Raw genomic sequence first — 18911 nt, 5'->3', positions numbered from 1 at the left:
TGATAAAAAATTGGGTTCATTATACGCATATGTCGTATGTAAACTAAAATATGATTCTGTAACAAGCCTTGCTTTCTTGCCTTTTTGATTGATAATTAACCACTTAAACTATCATTTACGCTATAGATTATAGTATGGATAGAAATACCGAGTTTTACCTGTGAAATTTTTTATTGTCTAACGTTAAAAAATGCTTTGAATTCACACTTTTGGTGATTATGATGCGCGCCTTAAAGTGTATAGCAGCAGGTCATCCTAATACGGACCAAGGTGGAGATAAACAGACGTTGAACGCTAAACAATCAGTAGGAAAACCAGTCGTACAGTTAACTGGTATTAGTAAAAGTTTCGATGGTAAGGAAGTCATCGGCAATCTCGATTTAAATGTAAATCATGGTGAGTTTCTTACCATATTAGGTCCCTCTGGTTGCGGTAAAACCACGGTGCTAAGAATGATTGCGGGTTTTGAAACGGCAGATAGCGGTGAAATTCTATTAGCTGAACAGAATGTAACCCAAGTCCCTGCTGAACAAAGGCATGTAAACACTGTTTTCCAAAGCTATGCCCTTTTTCCACATATGACTGTCTTCGACAATGTGGCATTTGGTTTACGAATGCAAAAAGTTTCAAACGACGATATCGAAATCCGAGTTATGGAAGCTTTGAAGATGGTACGTTTAGAGCAAATGGCACAGCGTAAACCACATCAACTTTCTGGTGGTCAGCAGCAGCGTATCGCTATCGCAAGAGCTGTTGTAAACAAGCCTAAAGTATTATTACTTGATGAATCACTTTCAGCACTTGATTACAAACTACGTAAACAGATGCAAATAGAGCTTAAACAATTGCAACGCCAACTTGGTATTACGTTCATTTTTGTCACGCATGACCAAGAAGAAGCATTATCAATGTCTGACCGTATCATTGTTATGCGAGACGGTGTCATTGAGCAAGACGGTACACCAAGAGAGATTTACGAAGAACCAAAGAACCTCTTTGTTGCTCGTTTCATTGGAGAAATTAACGTCTTCGAAGCTAAAGCAATTTCTCGTCAGGATGACAATCGTATACATGCGATGATAGAAGGCATTGAATGCTCCATTCATCATGACAAAGCTATAGCTCAAGGTGACTGCCTACAAGTACTTCTAAGGCCTGAAGATCTTCGAATTGAAGAGATTAAAGAGTCTGAACAGCGTGGTATTGTTGGGCATGTTGTAGAGCGTACCTATAAAGGCATGACGCTAGATTCTGTTATTGAACTTGAGTCTGGAATGCGCGTAATGGTAAGTGAATTCTTCAATGAAGATGATCCCGATGTTGATCACTCATTAGGGCAAAAAGTTGCGATTACTTGGGTTGAAAGCTGGGAAGTGGTACTTAAAGATGAGCAAGAAGTTTAATTTACAAAATGCCATCATCGCTTTAATTGGTGGATGGCTAATCCTATTCGTCATGATTCCAAATATCATGATTATTGGAACAAGTTTTCTTACTCGTGATGAAGCCAACTTAATTGAGATGACTTTCACGCTAGATAACTATCTACGCTTGGCTGATCCCCTGTACTTGAAAGTGCTACTTCACTCTTTCTACATGGCGATAATTGCGACCCTATTGTGTTTGGTTATTGGGTACCCGTTCGCATACATCATTGCGAAAATGCCTGAAAAGTGGCGACCAATCATGTTGTTTCTTGTGATTGTTCCTTTTTGGACCAACTCATTGATCAGAACTTACGGTCTTAAGATTGTACTTGGTACTCAAGGGATCCTAAACAAGTCGCTTATTGCTCTAGATATTATTGATAAGCCTATTCGTATTATGTACAGCGAAACCGCAGTGATGATTGGCTTAGTTTACATATTGCTACCTTTCATGATTTTGCCTCTGTATTCGGCTATCGAAAAATTGGATGGAACATACCTAGAAGCAGCAAAAGATCTAGGCGCAAACAAGTTTCAAACTTTGATAAGGGTTGTGTTGCCTTTAACTATGCCTGGCATTATTGGTGGTTGTTTATTAGTACTACTACCAGCTTTAGGAATGTTCTACATCTCAGATTTATTAGGCGGAGCGAAAAACTTGCTGATTGGTAACGTCATTAAGAGCCAAGTCCTTAATGCTAGAGACTGGCCATTTGGCGCCGCAACCAGTATTGCTTTAACCATGGCTATGGCTGTTATGCTTTATGCGTATTACCGAGCAGGCAGACTATTGAACAAAAAAGTGGAACTAGATTAATGGGCCGCACAGTTAAGTTTAGCTTTATGGCGTTGGTATATGCGTTTTTATACCTGCCAATAATCGTATTAATTGCTAACTCGTTTAATGCCAATAAGTTTGGTATGAAATGGGGTGGCTTCACCACAAAATGGTATGACGCATTAATCAATAACGATAGCTTAATGCAAGCCGCTTGGCATTCATTGAATGTGGCAGTATTTTCAGCAACAGCCGCTACATTAATTGGGAGCTTAACTGCCGTTGCCCTATTCCGTTACCAATTTAAGGGTAAAGGTGCAGTGAATGGCATGCTATTTATTGTAATGATGTCGCCAGATATCGTAATGGCAATTTCATTGCTTGCTCTATTTTTAGTGATGGGTGTGCAATTAGGCTTCTTTACCTTGCTGGTTGCGCACATCACATTTTGTTTACCATTTGTCGTTGTCACGGTTTACAGCCGTTTAAATGGTTTCGATGTAAAAATGCTTGAAGCAGCAAAAGATCTAGGTGCAAGTGAGTGGACGATCTTAAAACAGATTATCCTTCCCTTAGCTAAACCTGCCGTTGCTGCAGGTTGGTTATTGAGTTTCACTCTGTCATTAGACGATGTGATCATCAGCTCGTTTGTTACTGGTCCAACTTATGAAATATTGCCGTTGAAAATTTACTCCATGGTAAAAGTTGGGATATCACCAGAAGTAAACGCACTTGCAACCGTGATGTTAGTCGTCTCCTTAATCTTGGTGATCACTTCACAGTTGCTGGCAAGAGAAAAAGTTAAGTAAACTTCGAAAAATCTTTATAAACAGAATGGCACGTACCATTCTGTTTTTCTATCTACTGCCATTATGGCAACGTTTGGTTTGGAGCTAACGTCAATGAAAAAATGGGCTACTTTACTAGCTGGTAGTGCATGTGCGCTTTCAATGTTATCTGGAACAGTGTCTGCGGATGAAAATAAAGAATTAGTATTTATGAATTGGGGGCCTTACATCAACAGTGAGATCCTTGAACAGTTCACAAATGAAACGGGTATTAAGGTTATTTACTCTACGTATGAGTCAAATGAAACTTTATACGCGAAACTAAAAACCCATAACAAGGGCTATGATCTTGTTGTGCCATCAACGTATTTTGTTTCTAAAATGCGTGACGAAGGTATGTTGCAAAAGATCGACAAATCTAAGCTGACTAACTTTAATAATCTAGATACTAATTATTTAGATAAAGCTTACGACCCAAAGAATGAGTACTCCATTCCTCATGTCGTAGCTATCACCGGCTTAGCCGTAAATACTGATATGTATGACCCTGAGGAATTCCAAAGTTGGGCTGACTTATGGAAGCCTGAACTTGAAGGGCAATTAATGATGATGGATGACACTCGTGAAGTGTTCCACATTGCTTTGCGAAAACTGGGCTATTCGGGTAATACCACAGACGAAAAGCAAATTGATGAAGCTTATGCTGAATTGCGAAAACTCATGCCAAATGTTCTAGTGTTTAACTCAGATAACCCAGGTGCGCCTTATATGTCTGGTGAAGTTGGCTTAGGGATGCTTTGGAATGGTTCTGCTGCTGCTGCACAAAATGAAGGTTTGCCAATTAAATTAGTATTCCCGAAGGAAGGCGGTATTGGTTGGGTGGACAACTTTGCGATTAGCTCTGGAGCCATGAACATTGAGGCGGCTCATAAAATGATCGATTTTCTACTTCGTCCAGAAATTGCAGAACAAATCTCTCGTGACACTGGGTACTTAACTGCGGTGAAAGCATCCAATGAGAAATTTAAAGATAGCCCTGCTCTATTCCCATCTCAAGAGGACTTGGATCGAGTTGAATGGCAATCTGCAGTAGGCGATAAAACTGTTCAGTATGAAGAGTACTTCATGAAGCTAAAAGCTGGACAATAGACACTCATAACTTTTTTGATCAATAGGCAGCTTAGGCTGCCTATTTTGTTTTCAGGCTGGTATAATTAAGTTCTTCGATTTTTATAAATCTTTCCTTTGGGTTCGCTACCCAGTCCTAGATAAAACAAATGAACGGAACAGTAATGAAAAAAACACTGTATACCGGCGCATTGTGTGCTGCTACTTTACTTTCTACTCCTTCTTTCGCGGCTGACGAAGAGCTATATTTTTATAATTGGTCTGAATACATTCCAAATGAAGTCCTTGAAGATTTCACAAAAGAAACGGGTATCAAAGTTTTCTACTCAACGTATGAGTCTAACGAAAGCATGTACGCTAAGTTGAAAACACAAGGCACAGGATATGACTTAGTCGTACCTTCAACTTATTTTGTATCAAAAATGCGTAAAGAAGGCATGCTTCAAGAGTTAGATAAAAGCAAGTTAAGCCATTTTGCAGATTTAGATCCAAACTATTTAGACAAGCCTTTTGACCCTAGTAATAACTACTCAATTCCATACATTTGGGGTGCAACGGGTATTGGGATCAACTCAGATATGCTTGATAAGTCATCTGTAAAAAGCTGGGGCGATCTATGGGACACTCAATGGGAAGGTCAATTAATGATGATGGACGACTCTCGCGAAGTCTTCCACATTGCATTGTCTAAGTTGGGTTACTCACCTAACACCACTAACCCAGAAGAAATCAAAGAAGCTTATGAAGAGTTACGTAAGCTTATGCCAAACGTTTTAGTCTTTAACTCAGATTTTCCAGCTAACCCTTACTTAGCTGGAGAAGTATCATTAGGTATGCTTTGGAATGGTTCTGCGTATATGGCTCGCCAAGAAGGTGCAACCATAGACATCATCTGGCCAGAACAAGGCACTATCTTTTGGATGGACAGCTTAGCTATTCCAGCAGGAGCTAAGAATACTGATGCCGCACATAAGATGATTGATTTCCTGCTAAGACCAGAAAATGCAGCTAAAATTGCTTTAGAGATTGGCTACCCAACACCAGTAAAAACAGCCTACCCATTGCTACCAAAAGAATTTGCTAATGATAAAAACGTATTCCCACCACAAAAGGTGATGGACAACGGCGTTTGGCAAGATGAAGTTGGTGAAGCAAGTGCCATTTATGACGAGTACTTCCAAAAGTTAAAAGTGAATAACTAATACTCAATTAGATTTATAACAAAGCGGCGCAAGCCGCTTTATTTTTATCTAAACTTTATATAGAATCAAAAGTAAACGAAATGGAGTTCTATATAAATGCCAGCAAACCCCATACTGATAGTCGTTGTCTTTATGTTAATTGCATCTTTAGTGATGCTTGCCGTCAGTTCAGTTTTAGAAATTGATTCTAATTATGATCTTTTCTTCGAAACGAATACGCTAGTAATTGTAACGTATATCTACTTTGTTGCTCGCCGAGTCATTTATAAGAATAGAATCCTGCAATGTGGCGCTTTATTACTCATATTTAATCTTACTTACGATGTAGTAACTGAATTGCACTTCTTAGATGTATGGGCTGATAAAAACGAGTTTTTGGACACTTTTCTTGAAGATGGATTACTTCAAACAGCCTTTCTATTAATCGCCATTGGAGTCACACAAGTGTCCTCTCATCTCAATGAAGCAAGCAAAAAAGATGAATTAACAGGGCTGTATAACCGTAAAAAATTTGATGCTATACAACTAGAAGAATTTGAACTGATTTTTTTAGACCTTGATGGGCTGAAACTAGTGAATGACCACAAAGGTCATAATGTTGGCGATTTAATGATAGTCCGCTTTTCTCAAGCTCTATCTCAAGCCATTATTGAAAAAGAAATGATTTTCAGAGTAGGTGGTGACGAATTTGTTGTAACCACTGAAATAGGACGAAGTGAAGAGTTTATCTCTCAAGTGAAAGCACAACTACAAGGTGAGAGGATCTCTTTTTCATACGGGGTTGAACAAGCTACCCGTTGTAATTTCAAACAGGCTTTAATTCGGTCTGACCAAGCTATGTATGAAATGAAAAAAGAGCAGAAAGAAAGCGACAACACAAGTTCGGAGCATTAAAAAGGAGACTTTACGTCTCCTTCTCTCTTTTACTCTTTTACTCTTTTACTCTAATCTCTAATCTCTAATCTCTAATCTCTAATCTCTAATTAAAGCCTATTAAGATAATTAATAACTGCATATTTAATTACAAAGAATTAAGCGCTTAGAGCCCCATCCCGAGTAAGTAATTCTTTAACTAGTTTGGGAATCTCAATACTCGCTTTACCATAACGTTTTTCTTCAAACTCACTTTCCACAGCACTTGGCTCTAAGTTCACTTCGATCGTATGAGCGCCATGCATTTTTGCATCGTGTACAAAGCCCGCTGCTGGGTACACCACTCCAGATGTCCCTATAGAAACAAAGAGGTCGGCTTCTTCTAAGGCAGAATAAATGTCGCCCATACGTAAAGGCATTTCACCAAACCAAACAATATGAGGCCGCATTTGAGCCGGAATTTGACAGCAATGGCATAAATCACCCGTCGTAATCTTATCTTTATGCTCAATTACTTGATTCGATTCACTACATCTCGCCTTAAGTAATTCACCATGCATATGGATAATATTCGAACTTCCGCCTCGTTCATGAAGGTTATCGATATTCTGAGTAATAATGGTCACTTTACCTTCAAGCTGATCTTCCAGTTCACCTAATGCTAGATGAGCGGAATTAGGGTTTATTTCTTTCCCTTGAAGCCCTGCTCTTCTTTTATTATAAAATTCTTGTACGAGATCAGGATCTTTGACGAAACCTTCAGGCGTTGCCACATCTTCAATTTTATGGTTTTCCCATAATCCATCTTGAGCTCGAAATGTCTGAATGCCTGACTCGGCCGAAATGCCAGCGCCAGTGAGAATCACAATGTTCTTATATGGGAAATTCATATCGTATCCTTACCAATAAACTATCTAAACTCAGATTAGCACTCTTCAAATTCCAACAATAGTTTTAGGGATTAGACTATGGTCTTAACTTAAAGGAATCGTTAGATATTTGTGATGTAGAACAAAGTACGATTTGGAAGAAATACTCCATTTATTAAAGCTTTCACTAATAACAGACTTAATCACTAAACCTAAAAGAAAACTGAGAGATTTAGTTCTAAAACCAAAAAAACGACCGAAGCCGTTTTTATTAAGGATTTAGGTATTGAGACTAGAGATTAGTCTTCACTGATAGAGGAAATCTTATGAATTGATAAATCAGCACCGTTAAATTCATCTTCTTCACTTAAGCGCAGCCCTGTGAATTTGTTCAGTAGCCCGTAAACAATAAATGAACCGATTAAAGCAACAAGAATACCAGCGAATGTACCTAAGAGTTGAACCGTAAAACTCACCCCACCTAGCCCCCACAACGCTTGTTGTCCAAAGATGCCAGCTGCAATACCGCCCCAAGCACCACAAACACCATGTAAAGGCCACACACCCAATACGTCGTCTATCTTGGTTTTATTCTGCATGTATGTAAATAAATACACGAATAGAGCACCTGCAATACCACCTGTTACTAACGCTCCAAGTGGGTGCATTAAGTCCGAACCAGCACATACTGCAACTAAGCCAGCTAATGGACCATTATGAATAAAGCCTGGGTCATTTTTACCCGCCACAAGTGCTGCCAGAATGCCGCCGACCATTGCCATTAAAGAGTTCATAGCAACCAAGCCACTAATGCCGTTAATCGCTTGTGCTGACATCACATTGAAGCCAAACCAACCGACACATAAGATCCATGCGCCAAGAGCAAGGAATGGGATATTTGATGGTGCAAAGTTGGTGTGTTTTCCTGCACGAATACGCCCCTTACGCATACCTAAGAAGTACACAGCAACTAAAGCTATCCAACCGCCAACACCATGCACAACAACAGAGCCTGCGAAATCATGAAAACCATAACCAAATTGAGCCTCAAACCAAGCTTGCAGACCAAAGTTACCATTCCAAATAATGCCTTCAAAAAGTGGGTACACAAAACCAACAGTAAAGAACGTTGCAATCAATATTGGGTAAAAGCGTGCACGCTCAGCAATACCACCCGATACTATGGCAGGAATAGCTGCAGCAAAAGTCAGTAAGAAAAAGAATTTAACCATTTCATAGCCATTTGCTTGTGAGAGCGTTTCTGCATCAGCAAAAAAGTTAGCGCCATAAGCAACCCAATAGCCAATAAAAAAATACGCAATGGCAGAAACGCCAAAATCAGCCAGTATTTTTACTAAAGCATTCACTTGGTTCTTTTTTCGTACTGTTCCCACTTCCAAAAAAGCGAAGCCAGCGTGCATCAAGAACACCATAATGGCACCAAGTAGTAGAAATAAGGTATCTGAACTTTGGGTTAGGCTCTGTACAGCGCTATGAACCTGGGTAACCGTTTCACTCATGTCTTGCATTCTCCATTGCTTTAAATTCAACTCTGCACTTTTTCCGTGCTACAGAGAGTTAATTGAACTAATTTGGTGATTTATTAATTTAATCGTCAATAAAGCAAAGAGTGTTCCATCTTTAAAAAACAGCTCTCATAGAATTTTTATGGTTTTAAATTATTGTTTTAATTACTTAAAATCTGATTGGCGAGTTCTCTATTCTTCTTCTCATTTCCTTTTTAGATTTTAAATTGCACCAGATTAGTGCTATTGCCTCAATTTGATCCACTTAGAGTTATTCGAACTATATTAATATGTGTTTTTTTGAAGGTTAAGTAGTCTGAAAGGAATTATCAGCATATAAACTGTCTGTATTACACGTTTAATACTTATATTTCTAATACAAAAACGCCCCTAATTGGGGCGTTTGAAAATGAACAAATCCTAACTAAAAGGTAATACTATTCAGCTTTATCTTTTACTCGATCATACCAAAGGTTGTGGTGTTGCTTAGCCCATGACTCGTCTACATAGCCGGTTTTCATACCTTCTAATGCGCCTTCAGTCCCCACCGTACCAATATAGATATGACCAAAAGAAGCCGCGATTAAACCCAGTGAAGCAACGGCATGGATAACATTAGCAATTTGCATATGCTCTCGAAGTTGACCAAACATTGGGAAATCCATCACAAGACCAGAAATACACACCGCAACTCCAGCCGTAGCTAACAGCCAAAACCAAACCTTTTCGCCACCGTTACAGAAGTCAGCAGATGGGTGTTTCCCATTTGGTAAAATACCACCACCGGCTTTAAACCACTCTAAGTCCACTTTGGTAAAGAAATTGTTTTTTAACCACTTAACAAGCATTACCGTAATGCCAACCACAAACAAAGGACCTAAATAGTTATGGGAAATCTTAGCAGCCATAACTAAGTTCGCCCAAATGCCATCAGATAGCACAGGTTTCACTACATGTTTTCCATACATGAGCGTCAAACCCGAAAAACCAAGGATAATAAATAGAATTGCGGTATACCAATGAAGTGCTCTTTCAAAGGGAGTCCAACGCAGTACCTTTTTCCCCGTCTTTGGCTTATCGACTTTAATTTGCCCTGCCCATAAGTAGAAAGCAAAAAGCGACGCAAACGACGCACCAATCATTAATGCACCGATTGGGGTAATCCACTTATTTCGAATTTCACGCCACAGCTGACCAGAAGTGTTGATCAACACACCAGCTTCACGATGCTGAGCTGTTGTATAGCCTTCTTGTCCATCTTTAACTTGTCGCCAGTAATCTGCGCCCGCTAATTGAACAACTTCTTGTTCTGCATTCGCTTTTTCTGTCGTGGCAGTTGCTTCCGAAAAAGCAACTGTTGAAAACAGAAGAGCAAAAACGCTAACTAATAATACGTATATACGTTTCACTCTTATCTGCTCCTAGCTTTTTGTTGCATCAAATGAAAGATCTTCACCGTTTGTCCAACCTGCGCCTTTCGCACCACGTTCAACAACACGTTGACGGAAAATCTCTGATACTTTCTCAGCATCACCGGCAATAAGCGCTTTCGTTGAACATAGTGAAGCACACATTGGCAGTTTACCCTCCGCTATACGGTTAGCACCGTATTTTTTGCGTTCTTCTTCTGAGCCTGCCTCAGTTTCAGGACCACCTGCACAGAATGTACATTTATCCATTTTTCCTCGCTCGCCAAATGCTGACTCTTGAGGGAATTGAGGAGCTCCAAATGGACATGCAAACAAGCAATAACCACAACCAATGCATAAGTCTTTATTGTGTAATACAATGCCGTCGTCTGTTTGCTTAAAGCAATCTGTTGGGCAAACCGCCATACAAGGTGCGTCAGTACAGTGCATACACGCGACAGAAATCGAGTTTTCACCCGGTTCACCGTCATTCAATGTCACAACGCGTCGGCGTTGAATGCCCCACTCTAATGCGTCATCATTTTCGTTCTTACATGCTGTGACACAACCATTACATTCAATACAACGTTTGGTGTCACACAGGAATTTCATCTTAGCCATCTTGTGACTCCTTACGCTTTAGTAATTTTACAGAGGGTAACTTTGGTTTCCTGCATTTGCGTCACAGGATCATAGCCATAGGTCGTTGCGATATTGGCTGATTCACCAATTACATATGGGTCTGTTCCTTCTGGGTACTTGTCTCTTAACTCTTCACCTTGGAATTTGCCACCAAAATGGAAAGGTATGAATGCAAGGCCGGGTTTCACTCTGCGAGTAACCATGGCTTTCACATGAATACGCCCTTTTTCTGCGCCTTCAACCCAAACCATTTCCCCATCTTTAAAACCGATATCATTGGCGTCTTTCGGGTTCACTTCCACAAACATTTCTTGTTGGAGCTCAGCCAGCCAAGGGTTAGAACGTGTTTCTTCACCACCGCCTTCGTATTCAACTAAACGACCAGAAGTAAGAATGATTGGGTATTCACCTGATTTATCTTGCTCTTGAATAGACTTGTACAAAGTCGGTAAACGGTAGATAGATTCACTGTCATCCCATGTTGGATAATCAGCGACTAAATCACGACGAGGTGTGTAAAGTGGCTCACGGTGAAGCGGTACTCTGTCAGGGAATGTCCACACAATGGCACGCGCTTTTGCGTTACCGAAAGGCATACAACCGTGTTTAATGGCTACGCGCTGGATACCACCGGAAGTATCTGTCTTCCAGTTTTTACCTTCCGCTGCAGCTTTTTCTTTTTCAGTTAAGTCATCCCACCAACCTAGGTGCTTCAATAGTTTGTCACTGAATTCTGGGTAACCGTCTTCGAGCTCACAATCTTTTGAATAACTATCTTCTGCAAGTAGATTATCTCCTTCAAATTCCACACCAAATCGAGCACGGAAGTTACCACCACCATCAGCAACCGCTTTAGATGTATCGTATAAAATATGGGTGCCTGGGTGTTTCATTTCAGGTGTCCCCCAACATGGCCAAGGAAGACCATAGGTTTCACCATGAGCGGCCCCACCTTCTGCTTCAAGAGTAGTCTTATGGAAGGTGTGCCAGTTTTGTTGGTGTTCTTTAATACGTTCAGGGCTTTGACCTGTGTAGCCAATTGTCCACATGCCTTTATTAAATTCACGAGTGATATCTTCGATAACAGGCTGATTGTTTTCAACACGAACGTTTTTAAATAACTGCTCTGCAATACCTAACTTTTTAGATAGCAGGTACATAATTTCGTGATCAGGCTTAGATTCAAACAATGGATCGATAACTTGATCACGCCATTGAAGTGAGCGGTTTGAAGCGGTCACTGAACCTGTAGTTTCGAATTGAGTGGTTGCTGGCAGTAGATATACGCCATCTGTGCGATCATTCATCACGGCTGCAACTGTTGGGTATGGATCGACAATCACCATCATATCCAACTTCTGCATCGCCTTTTTCATTTCTACGCCACGGGTTTGTGAGTTAACCGCATGACCCCAGTAGAACATTGCGCGAATATTGTCGTTCTGTTCGATGTTGTCTTTATTTTCAAGAACACCATCAATCCAACGAGACACGGGAATACCCATATTATTCATTGGTTTCTTGCCATGGTATTTTTTCTGATCGAAGCGATCGGTTAGCCAAGCGTAATCAACATCCCACACTTTTGACCAATGCTTCCACGCACCATCAGATAAACCGTAGTAACCCGGTAGAGTATGTGAAAGCACACCAAGGTCAGTTGCGCCTTGTACGTTATCGTGACCACGGAAGATATTCGCACCACCACCAGATTTACCCATGTTTCCAAGCGCAAGCTCAAGTACACAGTAAGCGCGTGTATTGTTGTTACCTGTTGTATGTTGAGTACCGCCCATACACCAAACAATACAGCCAGGACGATTCTCTGAAAGTAGCTTAGCCGTTTGGTAAACTTCTTCTTTGCTTACGCTGGTTACGCGCTCAACTTCTTCTGGTGTCCATTTCGCAACTTCAGCTCGAATTTCATCCATACCGTAAACACGTTGGCGGATAAACTCTTTGTCTTCCCATTTATTTTCAAATACGTGCCATAACACACCCCAAATAAACGCAACATCCGTACCTGGGCGAAGTGACACATAATGATCAGCTTTTGCTGCAGTGCGAGTACGACGAGGGTCAGCCACCACAATCTTACAATCGTTCTTTTCTTTCGCGATTAAGATGTGCTGCATGGCAACTGGGTGAGCTTCTGCTGGGTTTGAACCAATGAACAGCATAGATTTACAATTATGCATGTCATTAAATGAATTGGTCATTGCTCCGTAACCCCAAGTGTTAGCTACACCTGAAACCGTTGTGGAGTGACAAATACGCGCTTGGTGATCGACATTATTCGTTCCCCAAATAGACGCCATTTTTCGGAAGGTATAGGCTTGCTCATTACTGTGCTTAGCACTGCCTAACCAGTAAACTGAATCAGGTCCAGATTCTTTACGAATATCTAACGCTTTGTTGCCAATTTCTTCAATGGCCTGCTCCCAAGAAAGCTTCTTCCATTTACCACCTTCAAGCTTCATTGGGTATTTTAAACGGCGTTCACCATGACCATGCTCGCGTAGTGCTGCGCCTTTTGCACAGTGACCACCAGCATTGAATGGATGATCAAAAGCAGGTTCTTGCCCCGTCCACACACCATTTTGAACTTCTGCATAAATGCCGCAACCAACGGAACAGTGTGAACAAATCGTACGTTTGATTTCAGTTTTAGCGGTCGGGTCGACTGACTTTGCTTCAGCTTTCTTAATCATTGATGGTGCAAACATTGAAGCACCAACAGCAACACCACCAGCGGCAAGTGAGCTGTTTTTCATGAAAGAGCGGCGGCTAATACCTAATTGGTTTTCTTGTTTACTGACGCTATCGGAGCGTTTCGTTAATTTCATTAGTTAGCTCCTATAGACTGTCGTAGTAATCACGAATATGTTTAGTTTCGTGATAGCCTTCTTGATTAATTTCGATGTTACTTTTTGGGGTGTTCTCTTCTGAGGCATTAGCCACTTTTGCTGTACCAGCAACGACAGCCCCCGCAACGGCTGCAGTACTTAGTCCTTTAAGAAGGTCTCTACGGCTGGTGTTTACCTTATCTTGATCTTTCATCATTGCTTCCCTTTACCGGTTAGGTAGTGTTGGATGCTTAAGCATCTCTAATACAAATTCAGCGCTTTTCTTCTACAAAAATCTGATTTTTTACATCGACTTTATGAACAGCTTTATTGTGTTTTGGATTCACAGCAAAGCTCACTTGTTCTATCGTCAAAAACGCATTCAATAAGTTGGCAACTGCCGCATAAAAACTTACGCTTTTCGCTTGTTGTAGTTGCTCCACGAATGAACCAGCCCAATTACCAATATGTTTGTTGAAAAATGTTTGCTGAACAGGTTTAGGTAATTCAACAAGCATTGACATCACTTCAAGCAAAGCTGAAATATGATCTTCAGGCTCTTTAACGTCTTTGTGTCTCTCAAACCCAAGAGCATCTAGGTCTTGTCGAAGATCAGACAAAGGTTTTTCCATGAGAGAGCCGGTGATATGCCAAGATCCAAACTGAACGACTTCTCCACGCCCTACACCAATAAACAAATCTTGGTATTCTTCAGCCACTTGGTTTAATGAATGTGAACGCGCGGCTTCACGAAGTGCATCCCAAGCAATCGCCATAGGATGCTGATCTTCTGTGACTTCAAGTTGAGTTAGCCACATTAAAAATTCTTCACTCGGTGCACTTCTAAAAAGTTGGGCAATAAGTAAGTAAATATCTGCACGCAGCGACTCATCATTATTTGATGCATTCTCTGAAGATTGATTAGCTGATAATTGATTGTCTGATTTCATTTATTACCTACTTAGAATTTCAACTGCTGTTCAGGCTTCTCTGCCATCGATTCAAAAATATCGACTACACGGCAGTCTTCGCACATAGCAATGCGACTAATTGATAGCTCATCTGAGAATTGAGAATGACCGCGTAACTTATCTTGAAGCATGGTGATCATTGACTGAGGAGCGAAAGGCTTTTTACAACGCAGACATTCCGCTGCTTTTTCCTCATGAAGAGTGGTGGCTTGAGTTCGACTTGCTTTATCCCAATTCATTCTCGGAGTAAGAGACAGTGCATTCTCAGGACAAGCTTTTTCACACATGCCACATTGAACACAATCTTGTTCTACAAATTGAAGATTAGGAGATTGACCATCATTATGAAGTGCACGCGTTGGACAAACAGACACGCAAGCCATACACAAAGTACAATCTTTTGATTCGCAATCGACAGTGCCATATGGAGCAGAAGAAGATAGAGGTTGAAGGGTCTCAACAGGAATTCGATTACTTACTAACGCATCTAAAGCTGTAAATAGTCTTTCTCGCTTTGTTCCCTCTAGATCACCAATCCAAAGTTCAAAAGGAAGCGTTTGTAATTCTAATGCTTGACCGTTTTGGACCAGTTCTCTTAGCGTCTCTAAATAAAGAATATCAATGCATTCTTTATTTAGACCTAATTGATCCAATAAATCTTGAGCAATACCGACTTCGTTATTAAGCACCCTAAGAATTGTTGCAGGCATATGCTTACTTGCTGCAAATAAAACTTGTGTTGCACCGTTAGTAAGAGCAGCGAACCAAGTATCTATACCAACAGATGGAAGTTCTTCTACAACAATTGGAATAACGTTATCTGGCAGTGCTTGAAGTGCCATTAAGTTATACGCTTCATGACGTGAACTACAGATAAGTACAATTGGGTCTATTCCGCCCGCTTGCTCGTAATTTGTTAGAGTACGCTCGATGAATTTTTGAGTATCTTGAGGGTTAGGAAGCGCATAGTGAATCGCTTCTGTCGGGCATGCTGTCGCACATGTACCTACGCCTTGGCAAAGGTAAGGGTTAATTTCAATCTTATGACCTGTTTGATCATTCCCTTCACTGGATAATGCTCCGGCTGGGCAGGCATCAACACAACGTTCACACCCTTTAATACCGCGAGAGCTATGCGCACACAAATCGGTATCAAGTCTAAAGTATTTCGGCTTATCAAAAGTGCCCATTAATGTTGGGATCTCTTCCAATGCATCAGCCAGTTTTGGATAACCTCGCCCTACGGGATAATAACCAGGTACAGGGACTTCTTCCGTCATGCACCCTGTTAGAGATAAATCGAGTACCACATCAAAGCAATCACTATTAATAGCTACTTTTGCTAGGTTGGTCGTCAAACCATTATTTTCAATTAATGCTGTAAAAGTGCCAAGAAAGCCATCCAGCTGAATCGAACTCGTAAAATATAGATTAGGTAGTGAATCAGAACCATTTGCTGAATCAGCGGAGATACCATCAGTCGATAGCAAAGTAAGAGAATGCATCTCTTTAAGTTGTTCCGCTGCGCTTAGAATTATTGCGGTAGGTCCAATAATTAGCGTATTACCGCCACTTTCGTAACTAACCGTTGGTGGGATAAGGTTTGCAAGCTCTACTGTATTATCAATAGCATAAGCACGAGCCTTGCCATTGGTAGAGTCATATTGTTTTAAGAATTGTTTTAACATTGCTCAGTTCCATCGTAGAACGAATTCACATGAATTAAGTTGAACATAGCAATTAGTGTTCCAACTTGATTTTATGCTTTAAAACAATGCCTTATGGAGTTATTCGATATTTGGAAAGTCAGCTTATTCGATTGTATAGACTGAAGGGATCAAGGTGAGACTATTTGTCCCACCCATTCTATTGATGGTTAAGTCAAAATGTACCTATTTTTTGTGTGGTATATTTTGTCCCACTATTCTGACATGCAGGACTGCATCCTAGGATGTTTACTTTCCTATCGAAACTTTCTCTTGATTGAATTGTTGATTCTCTAATACATGACTTTAGGAACATCCACATCTGGTGCTCCAGCATCAGATACTTCTATACTTGCTTCCTGATCATGCGGTTCCACACTCTTCTCAAGGTTTGATGCTTCTTGGTCAACTTCTTTTAAGCTTTCCTCTTCAGTATTATCCTCTGCGGCATTGGAAGCGAGTTTGTCATTAAAATCTGACTCTTTATTAGAGACTGGTTCTTTATTGGCATCTGCCCGTTCAGATTCTGCTATTTCATCTTCTTCCAATTTTTCATTCACCCAGTTACGAAGCTTGCTTGCGGCTTCAGTCGTTAGGCTTTTTACGGATGAATAATCATGGTCGTAATCATTCAACCTATCGACTTCACTGAATTCGCCACTGAGGAATAGCTTACGCATAGCAGCCTTTTTTGCACCAACTTCGGCGCCGGAAGCAAGTAATTGTGCTAGTGACGTTTCTTCTACCACTTCTTCTAAAGACGTGTCATTCAAGTATTCCGTTTCTGATAAGTTCTCATCAGACGTTGTCGTTTCTACGCTTTCTGTAGCTAATTTATCTGTACCAACACCATCGGCAGCTAGATTTTTATCCTCAGCATTAACCTTATCAGACTCATCTTGAAAGTTAGATGTATCTTGGCTTACCGCTGAATCTGGATTATCACCGTCTAACTTACGTTGAGACCAACGCGAAAAGAAATTATTGACCACTTGAACGCCCCGCACCTTTGCGTTTCTTACGTCTTACTTCTAACAGTTCACCATGCCTGCCTATGTAAGCTTCCATCCATGCTTGAATTGGTAATGGCATTTCAGCAGAGAGTACTAGGTAGTCTCCATCCATATACTGCCCTGCAACGCTCTGTGAAGCGGTTATAGTGACTAAGTTGAGGTCTACGTCATCATCTAGGCTATCAATTACTAAAAATAGCTTAGGATTTTGTGAACTCAGGTTAAATCGATAGTCAGTACGCTCGTCTCGGTGAAGATCTAGAATCATCTGATTTGGAGACTCTGTAGTAGGCATTAAATTAAAGCCTTCCAAGTGCCATTGCATCGTTGTCCATAAACCCGTTTTTACTTCATGTTCCCTTAAATCACAGGCTAAAGGCCAGCACGAGTCGCTCTTCAGTTCAGTCACATTCAATTCTTTTTCCGCACTGTTCATCTGCTTTCCTTTCTCTTCCATATAGCCCTTCTAGTCAATAAAGCTAATGTTCATTCAAGCTGAATTGATTAGACAAAGTTGATTGGAGCAATAAGCCATGGGGCTATAAATCTATTATTACTGTGATAAAGCAATTTCTGAGCCATTTGTTCTTAAGCTTAAAGCCATAGATCTATAAACCTATAACACTTTAATCAAGATGTGAGCTCCTCTATCTATATCGCTAGATAATAAGTGGAATAAGTTTTGCTTTAATTTGATTCAAAATGATGAATACCTTAATTGGAACTGATACTTTCATTCAGTTGGCGTGAAATACAAGGAACACTCGACGTGTCAAAACCTAATATAATAAAAACCAGTGAAAACCCTTTTCAGACAATCGAAGTGGAAGTGTTTGATGAGTACGGCGAAAGATTAACGAAACAAATTGCTTGTGAGAGACCCCTCACCGTAATGCTTAACTGGAAAGAAATCGTAACTTTAATGACATTAGGTTCTCGCCCTGAAGCTCTTGTACTTGGGTACCTTAAAAATCAAAGTTTCTTATCAGATCCAGAGGCTGTGGAATCCATCATCATTGACTGGGAAACCAACTCAGCAGCGGTGATTACCAAAGAAGACACAAGCCAATTAGAAAAAGCGCTCAAGAAGAAAACCGTTACCTCTGGCTGTGGGCAAGGCACCATGTATGGCAACGTGATGCAACAATTAGAAAATTACCAAGTGCCACAATCTCCGATTAAACAATCTGAGATCTATACTGCACTTGAAGCTCTAACTCACTACAACGACACCTATAAAAAAGCAGGTGCAGTTCATGGTTGTGCGGTATGTAAAGGTGACCAAGTATTATCATTTGTTGAAGATGTAGGTCGCCACAATGCTGTCGATACCTTAGCGGGTGAAATGTGGCTTAATGGTGAGAATGGCGCTGATAAAATATTTTATACAACAGGTCGCTTAACATCAGAAATGGTAATCAAAGTCGCACAGATGGGCATCCCTGTTTTACTGTCTCGATCTGGTGTAACTCAGATGGGATTAGACTTAGCTCAAAAGTTTGGTATTACGACAATAGCTAGAGCTAAAGGTCTACGTTTTCAAGTCTTTACCGGCGCAAGCAAAATGACGTTTGATGTAAAAGGCTCAGAAGCTGGATAATAATATGGTCTATACCCTGCCACATTAATTAAAAATAAAGGTGAATTAAACAATAAATATAAGCGTAAATTATTATTATAAATCTACGTTTTTAAGTTATTTATCATCTTTAAATAGCCTCGTTTATAACTTG

Annotated in this window: 17 protein-coding genes; 7 read left to right on the top strand and 10 right to left on the bottom strand. The window is 40.4% G+C overall.

The genetic code is table 11. From position 1 onward, the window contains the following. Positions 1 to 287 precede the first annotated feature (287 nt). From potA to L4C37_RS10445, 6 genes are all read left to right on the top strand, one after another. Positions 288 to 1403, top strand: coding sequence for a spermidine/putrescine ABC transporter ATP-binding protein PotA (potA, locus tag L4C37_RS10470; protein WP_429768602.1), 1116 nt, complete (start codon positions 288 to 290; stop codon positions 1401 to 1403). Continuing rightward, positions 1387 to 2244 carry a spermidine/putrescine ABC transporter permease PotB gene (gene potB, locus L4C37_RS10465; protein ID WP_137373216.1) on the top strand — a complete coding sequence of 286 codons (858 nt, stop codon included), beginning with the start codon at positions 1387 to 1389 and terminating at the stop codon, positions 2242 to 2244. The genes potA and potB overlap by 17 nt, the downstream gene beginning before the upstream one ends. Then, positions 2244 to 3014, top strand: coding sequence for a spermidine/putrescine ABC transporter permease PotC (gene potC, locus L4C37_RS10460; protein WP_137373215.1), 771 nt, complete (start codon positions 2244 to 2246; stop codon positions 3012 to 3014). Before potB ends, potC begins: the two co-directional genes overlap by 1 nt. 93 nt (positions 3015 to 3107) lie before the next feature. Next, the gene (locus L4C37_RS10455) at positions 3108 to 4142 is read left to right on the top strand and encodes an extracellular solute-binding protein (protein WP_137373214.1); all 1035 of its coding nucleotides are present in this window, start codon (positions 3108 to 3110) and stop codon (positions 4140 to 4142) included. 143 nt (positions 4143 to 4285) lie between these two features. Next, complete coding sequence (locus tag L4C37_RS10450) at positions 4286 to 5323, top strand: extracellular solute-binding protein (RefSeq protein ID WP_137373213.1); 1038 nt, start codon at positions 4286 to 4288, stop codon at positions 5321 to 5323. A 96-nt stretch (positions 5324 to 5419) separates the two neighbouring features. Next, the gene (locus tag L4C37_RS10445) at positions 5420 to 6217 is read left to right on the top strand and encodes a GGDEF domain-containing protein (RefSeq protein ID WP_429768515.1); all 798 of its coding nucleotides are present in this window, start codon (positions 5420 to 5422) and stop codon (positions 6215 to 6217) included. A gap of 137 nt (positions 6218 to 6354) precedes the next feature. Here the strand turns inward: L4C37_RS10445 and cobB are convergent, their stop codons facing one another. The 10 genes from cobB to L4C37_RS10395 form a co-directional block, all read right to left on the bottom strand. Then, positions 6355 to 7086, bottom strand: coding sequence for a Sir2 family NAD+-dependent deacetylase (gene cobB, locus L4C37_RS10440; RefSeq protein ID WP_273297308.1), 732 nt, complete (start codon positions 7084 to 7086; stop codon positions 6355 to 6357). A gap of 278 nt (positions 7087 to 7364) precedes the next feature. Continuing rightward, positions 7365 to 8585 (bottom strand): ammonium transporter, encoded by a 1221-nt coding sequence (locus tag L4C37_RS10435; protein WP_137373308.1) that lies wholly within the window; start codon positions 8583 to 8585, stop codon positions 7365 to 7367. Between the two features lie 443 nt (positions 8586 to 9028). Further along, entirely contained in the window at positions 9029 to 10000 is a 972-nt protein-coding gene (locus L4C37_RS10430) for a formate dehydrogenase subunit gamma (RefSeq protein ID WP_429768514.1), read from the bottom strand. Positions 10001 to 10012: 12 nt separating this feature from the next. Beyond that, the gene (fdh3B, locus tag L4C37_RS10425) at positions 10013 to 10621 is read right to left on the bottom strand and encodes a formate dehydrogenase FDH3 subunit beta (protein WP_137373209.1); all 609 of its coding nucleotides are present in this window, start codon (positions 10619 to 10621) and stop codon (positions 10013 to 10015) included. Positions 10622 to 10632: 11 nt separating this feature from the next. Continuing rightward, the gene (locus L4C37_RS10420) at positions 10633 to 13488 is read right to left on the bottom strand and encodes a formate dehydrogenase subunit alpha (protein WP_372264679.1); all 2856 of its coding nucleotides are present in this window, start codon (positions 13486 to 13488) and stop codon (positions 10633 to 10635) included. 10 nt (positions 13489 to 13498) lie between these two features. Continuing rightward, entirely contained in the window at positions 13499 to 13702 is a 204-nt protein-coding gene (locus L4C37_RS10415; RefSeq protein ID WP_137373307.1) for a twin-arginine translocation signal domain-containing protein, read from the bottom strand. A 58-nt stretch (positions 13703 to 13760) separates the two neighbouring features. Further along, positions 13761 to 14438 (bottom strand): TorD/DmsD family molecular chaperone, encoded by a 678-nt coding sequence (locus L4C37_RS10410; RefSeq protein WP_429768513.1) that lies wholly within the window; start codon positions 14436 to 14438, stop codon positions 13761 to 13763. A gap of 11 nt (positions 14439 to 14449) precedes the next feature. Continuing rightward, positions 14450 to 16147: a 4Fe-4S binding protein gene (locus L4C37_RS10405; RefSeq protein WP_429768512.1), complete on the bottom strand. Its 1698-nt coding sequence runs from the start codon at positions 16145 to 16147 to the stop codon at positions 14450 to 14452. Positions 16148 to 16458: 311 nt separating this feature from the next. Further along, a complete protein-coding gene (locus L4C37_RS10400) occupies positions 16459 to 17157 on the bottom strand; it encodes a DUF3306 domain-containing protein (RefSeq protein WP_429768511.1) in 699 nt (232 codons plus the stop codon). Then, entirely contained in the window at positions 17147 to 17614 is a 468-nt protein-coding gene (locus L4C37_RS10395; RefSeq protein ID WP_137373306.1) for a DUF3305 domain-containing protein, read from the bottom strand. The genes L4C37_RS10400 and L4C37_RS10395 overlap by 11 nt, the downstream gene beginning before the upstream one ends. 333 nt (positions 17615 to 17947) lie before the next feature. On the opposite strand from L4C37_RS10395, the gene fdhD reads away from it, so the two are divergent. Beyond that, positions 17948 to 18778 (top strand): formate dehydrogenase accessory sulfurtransferase FdhD, encoded by an 831-nt coding sequence (gene fdhD, locus L4C37_RS10390; RefSeq protein WP_137373204.1) that lies wholly within the window; start codon positions 17948 to 17950, stop codon positions 18776 to 18778. The last annotated feature ends 133 nt before the right edge of the window (positions 18779 to 18911 follow it).

Source organism: Vibrio kagoshimensis (assembly GCF_050337535.1).
GTDB lineage: Bacteria > Pseudomonadota > Gammaproteobacteria > Enterobacterales > Vibrionaceae > Vibrio > Vibrio gallaecicus.
The sequence above is the reverse complement of the archived record's forward strand: the minus strand, read 5'-3'. Positions and strand labels throughout refer to the sequence as shown.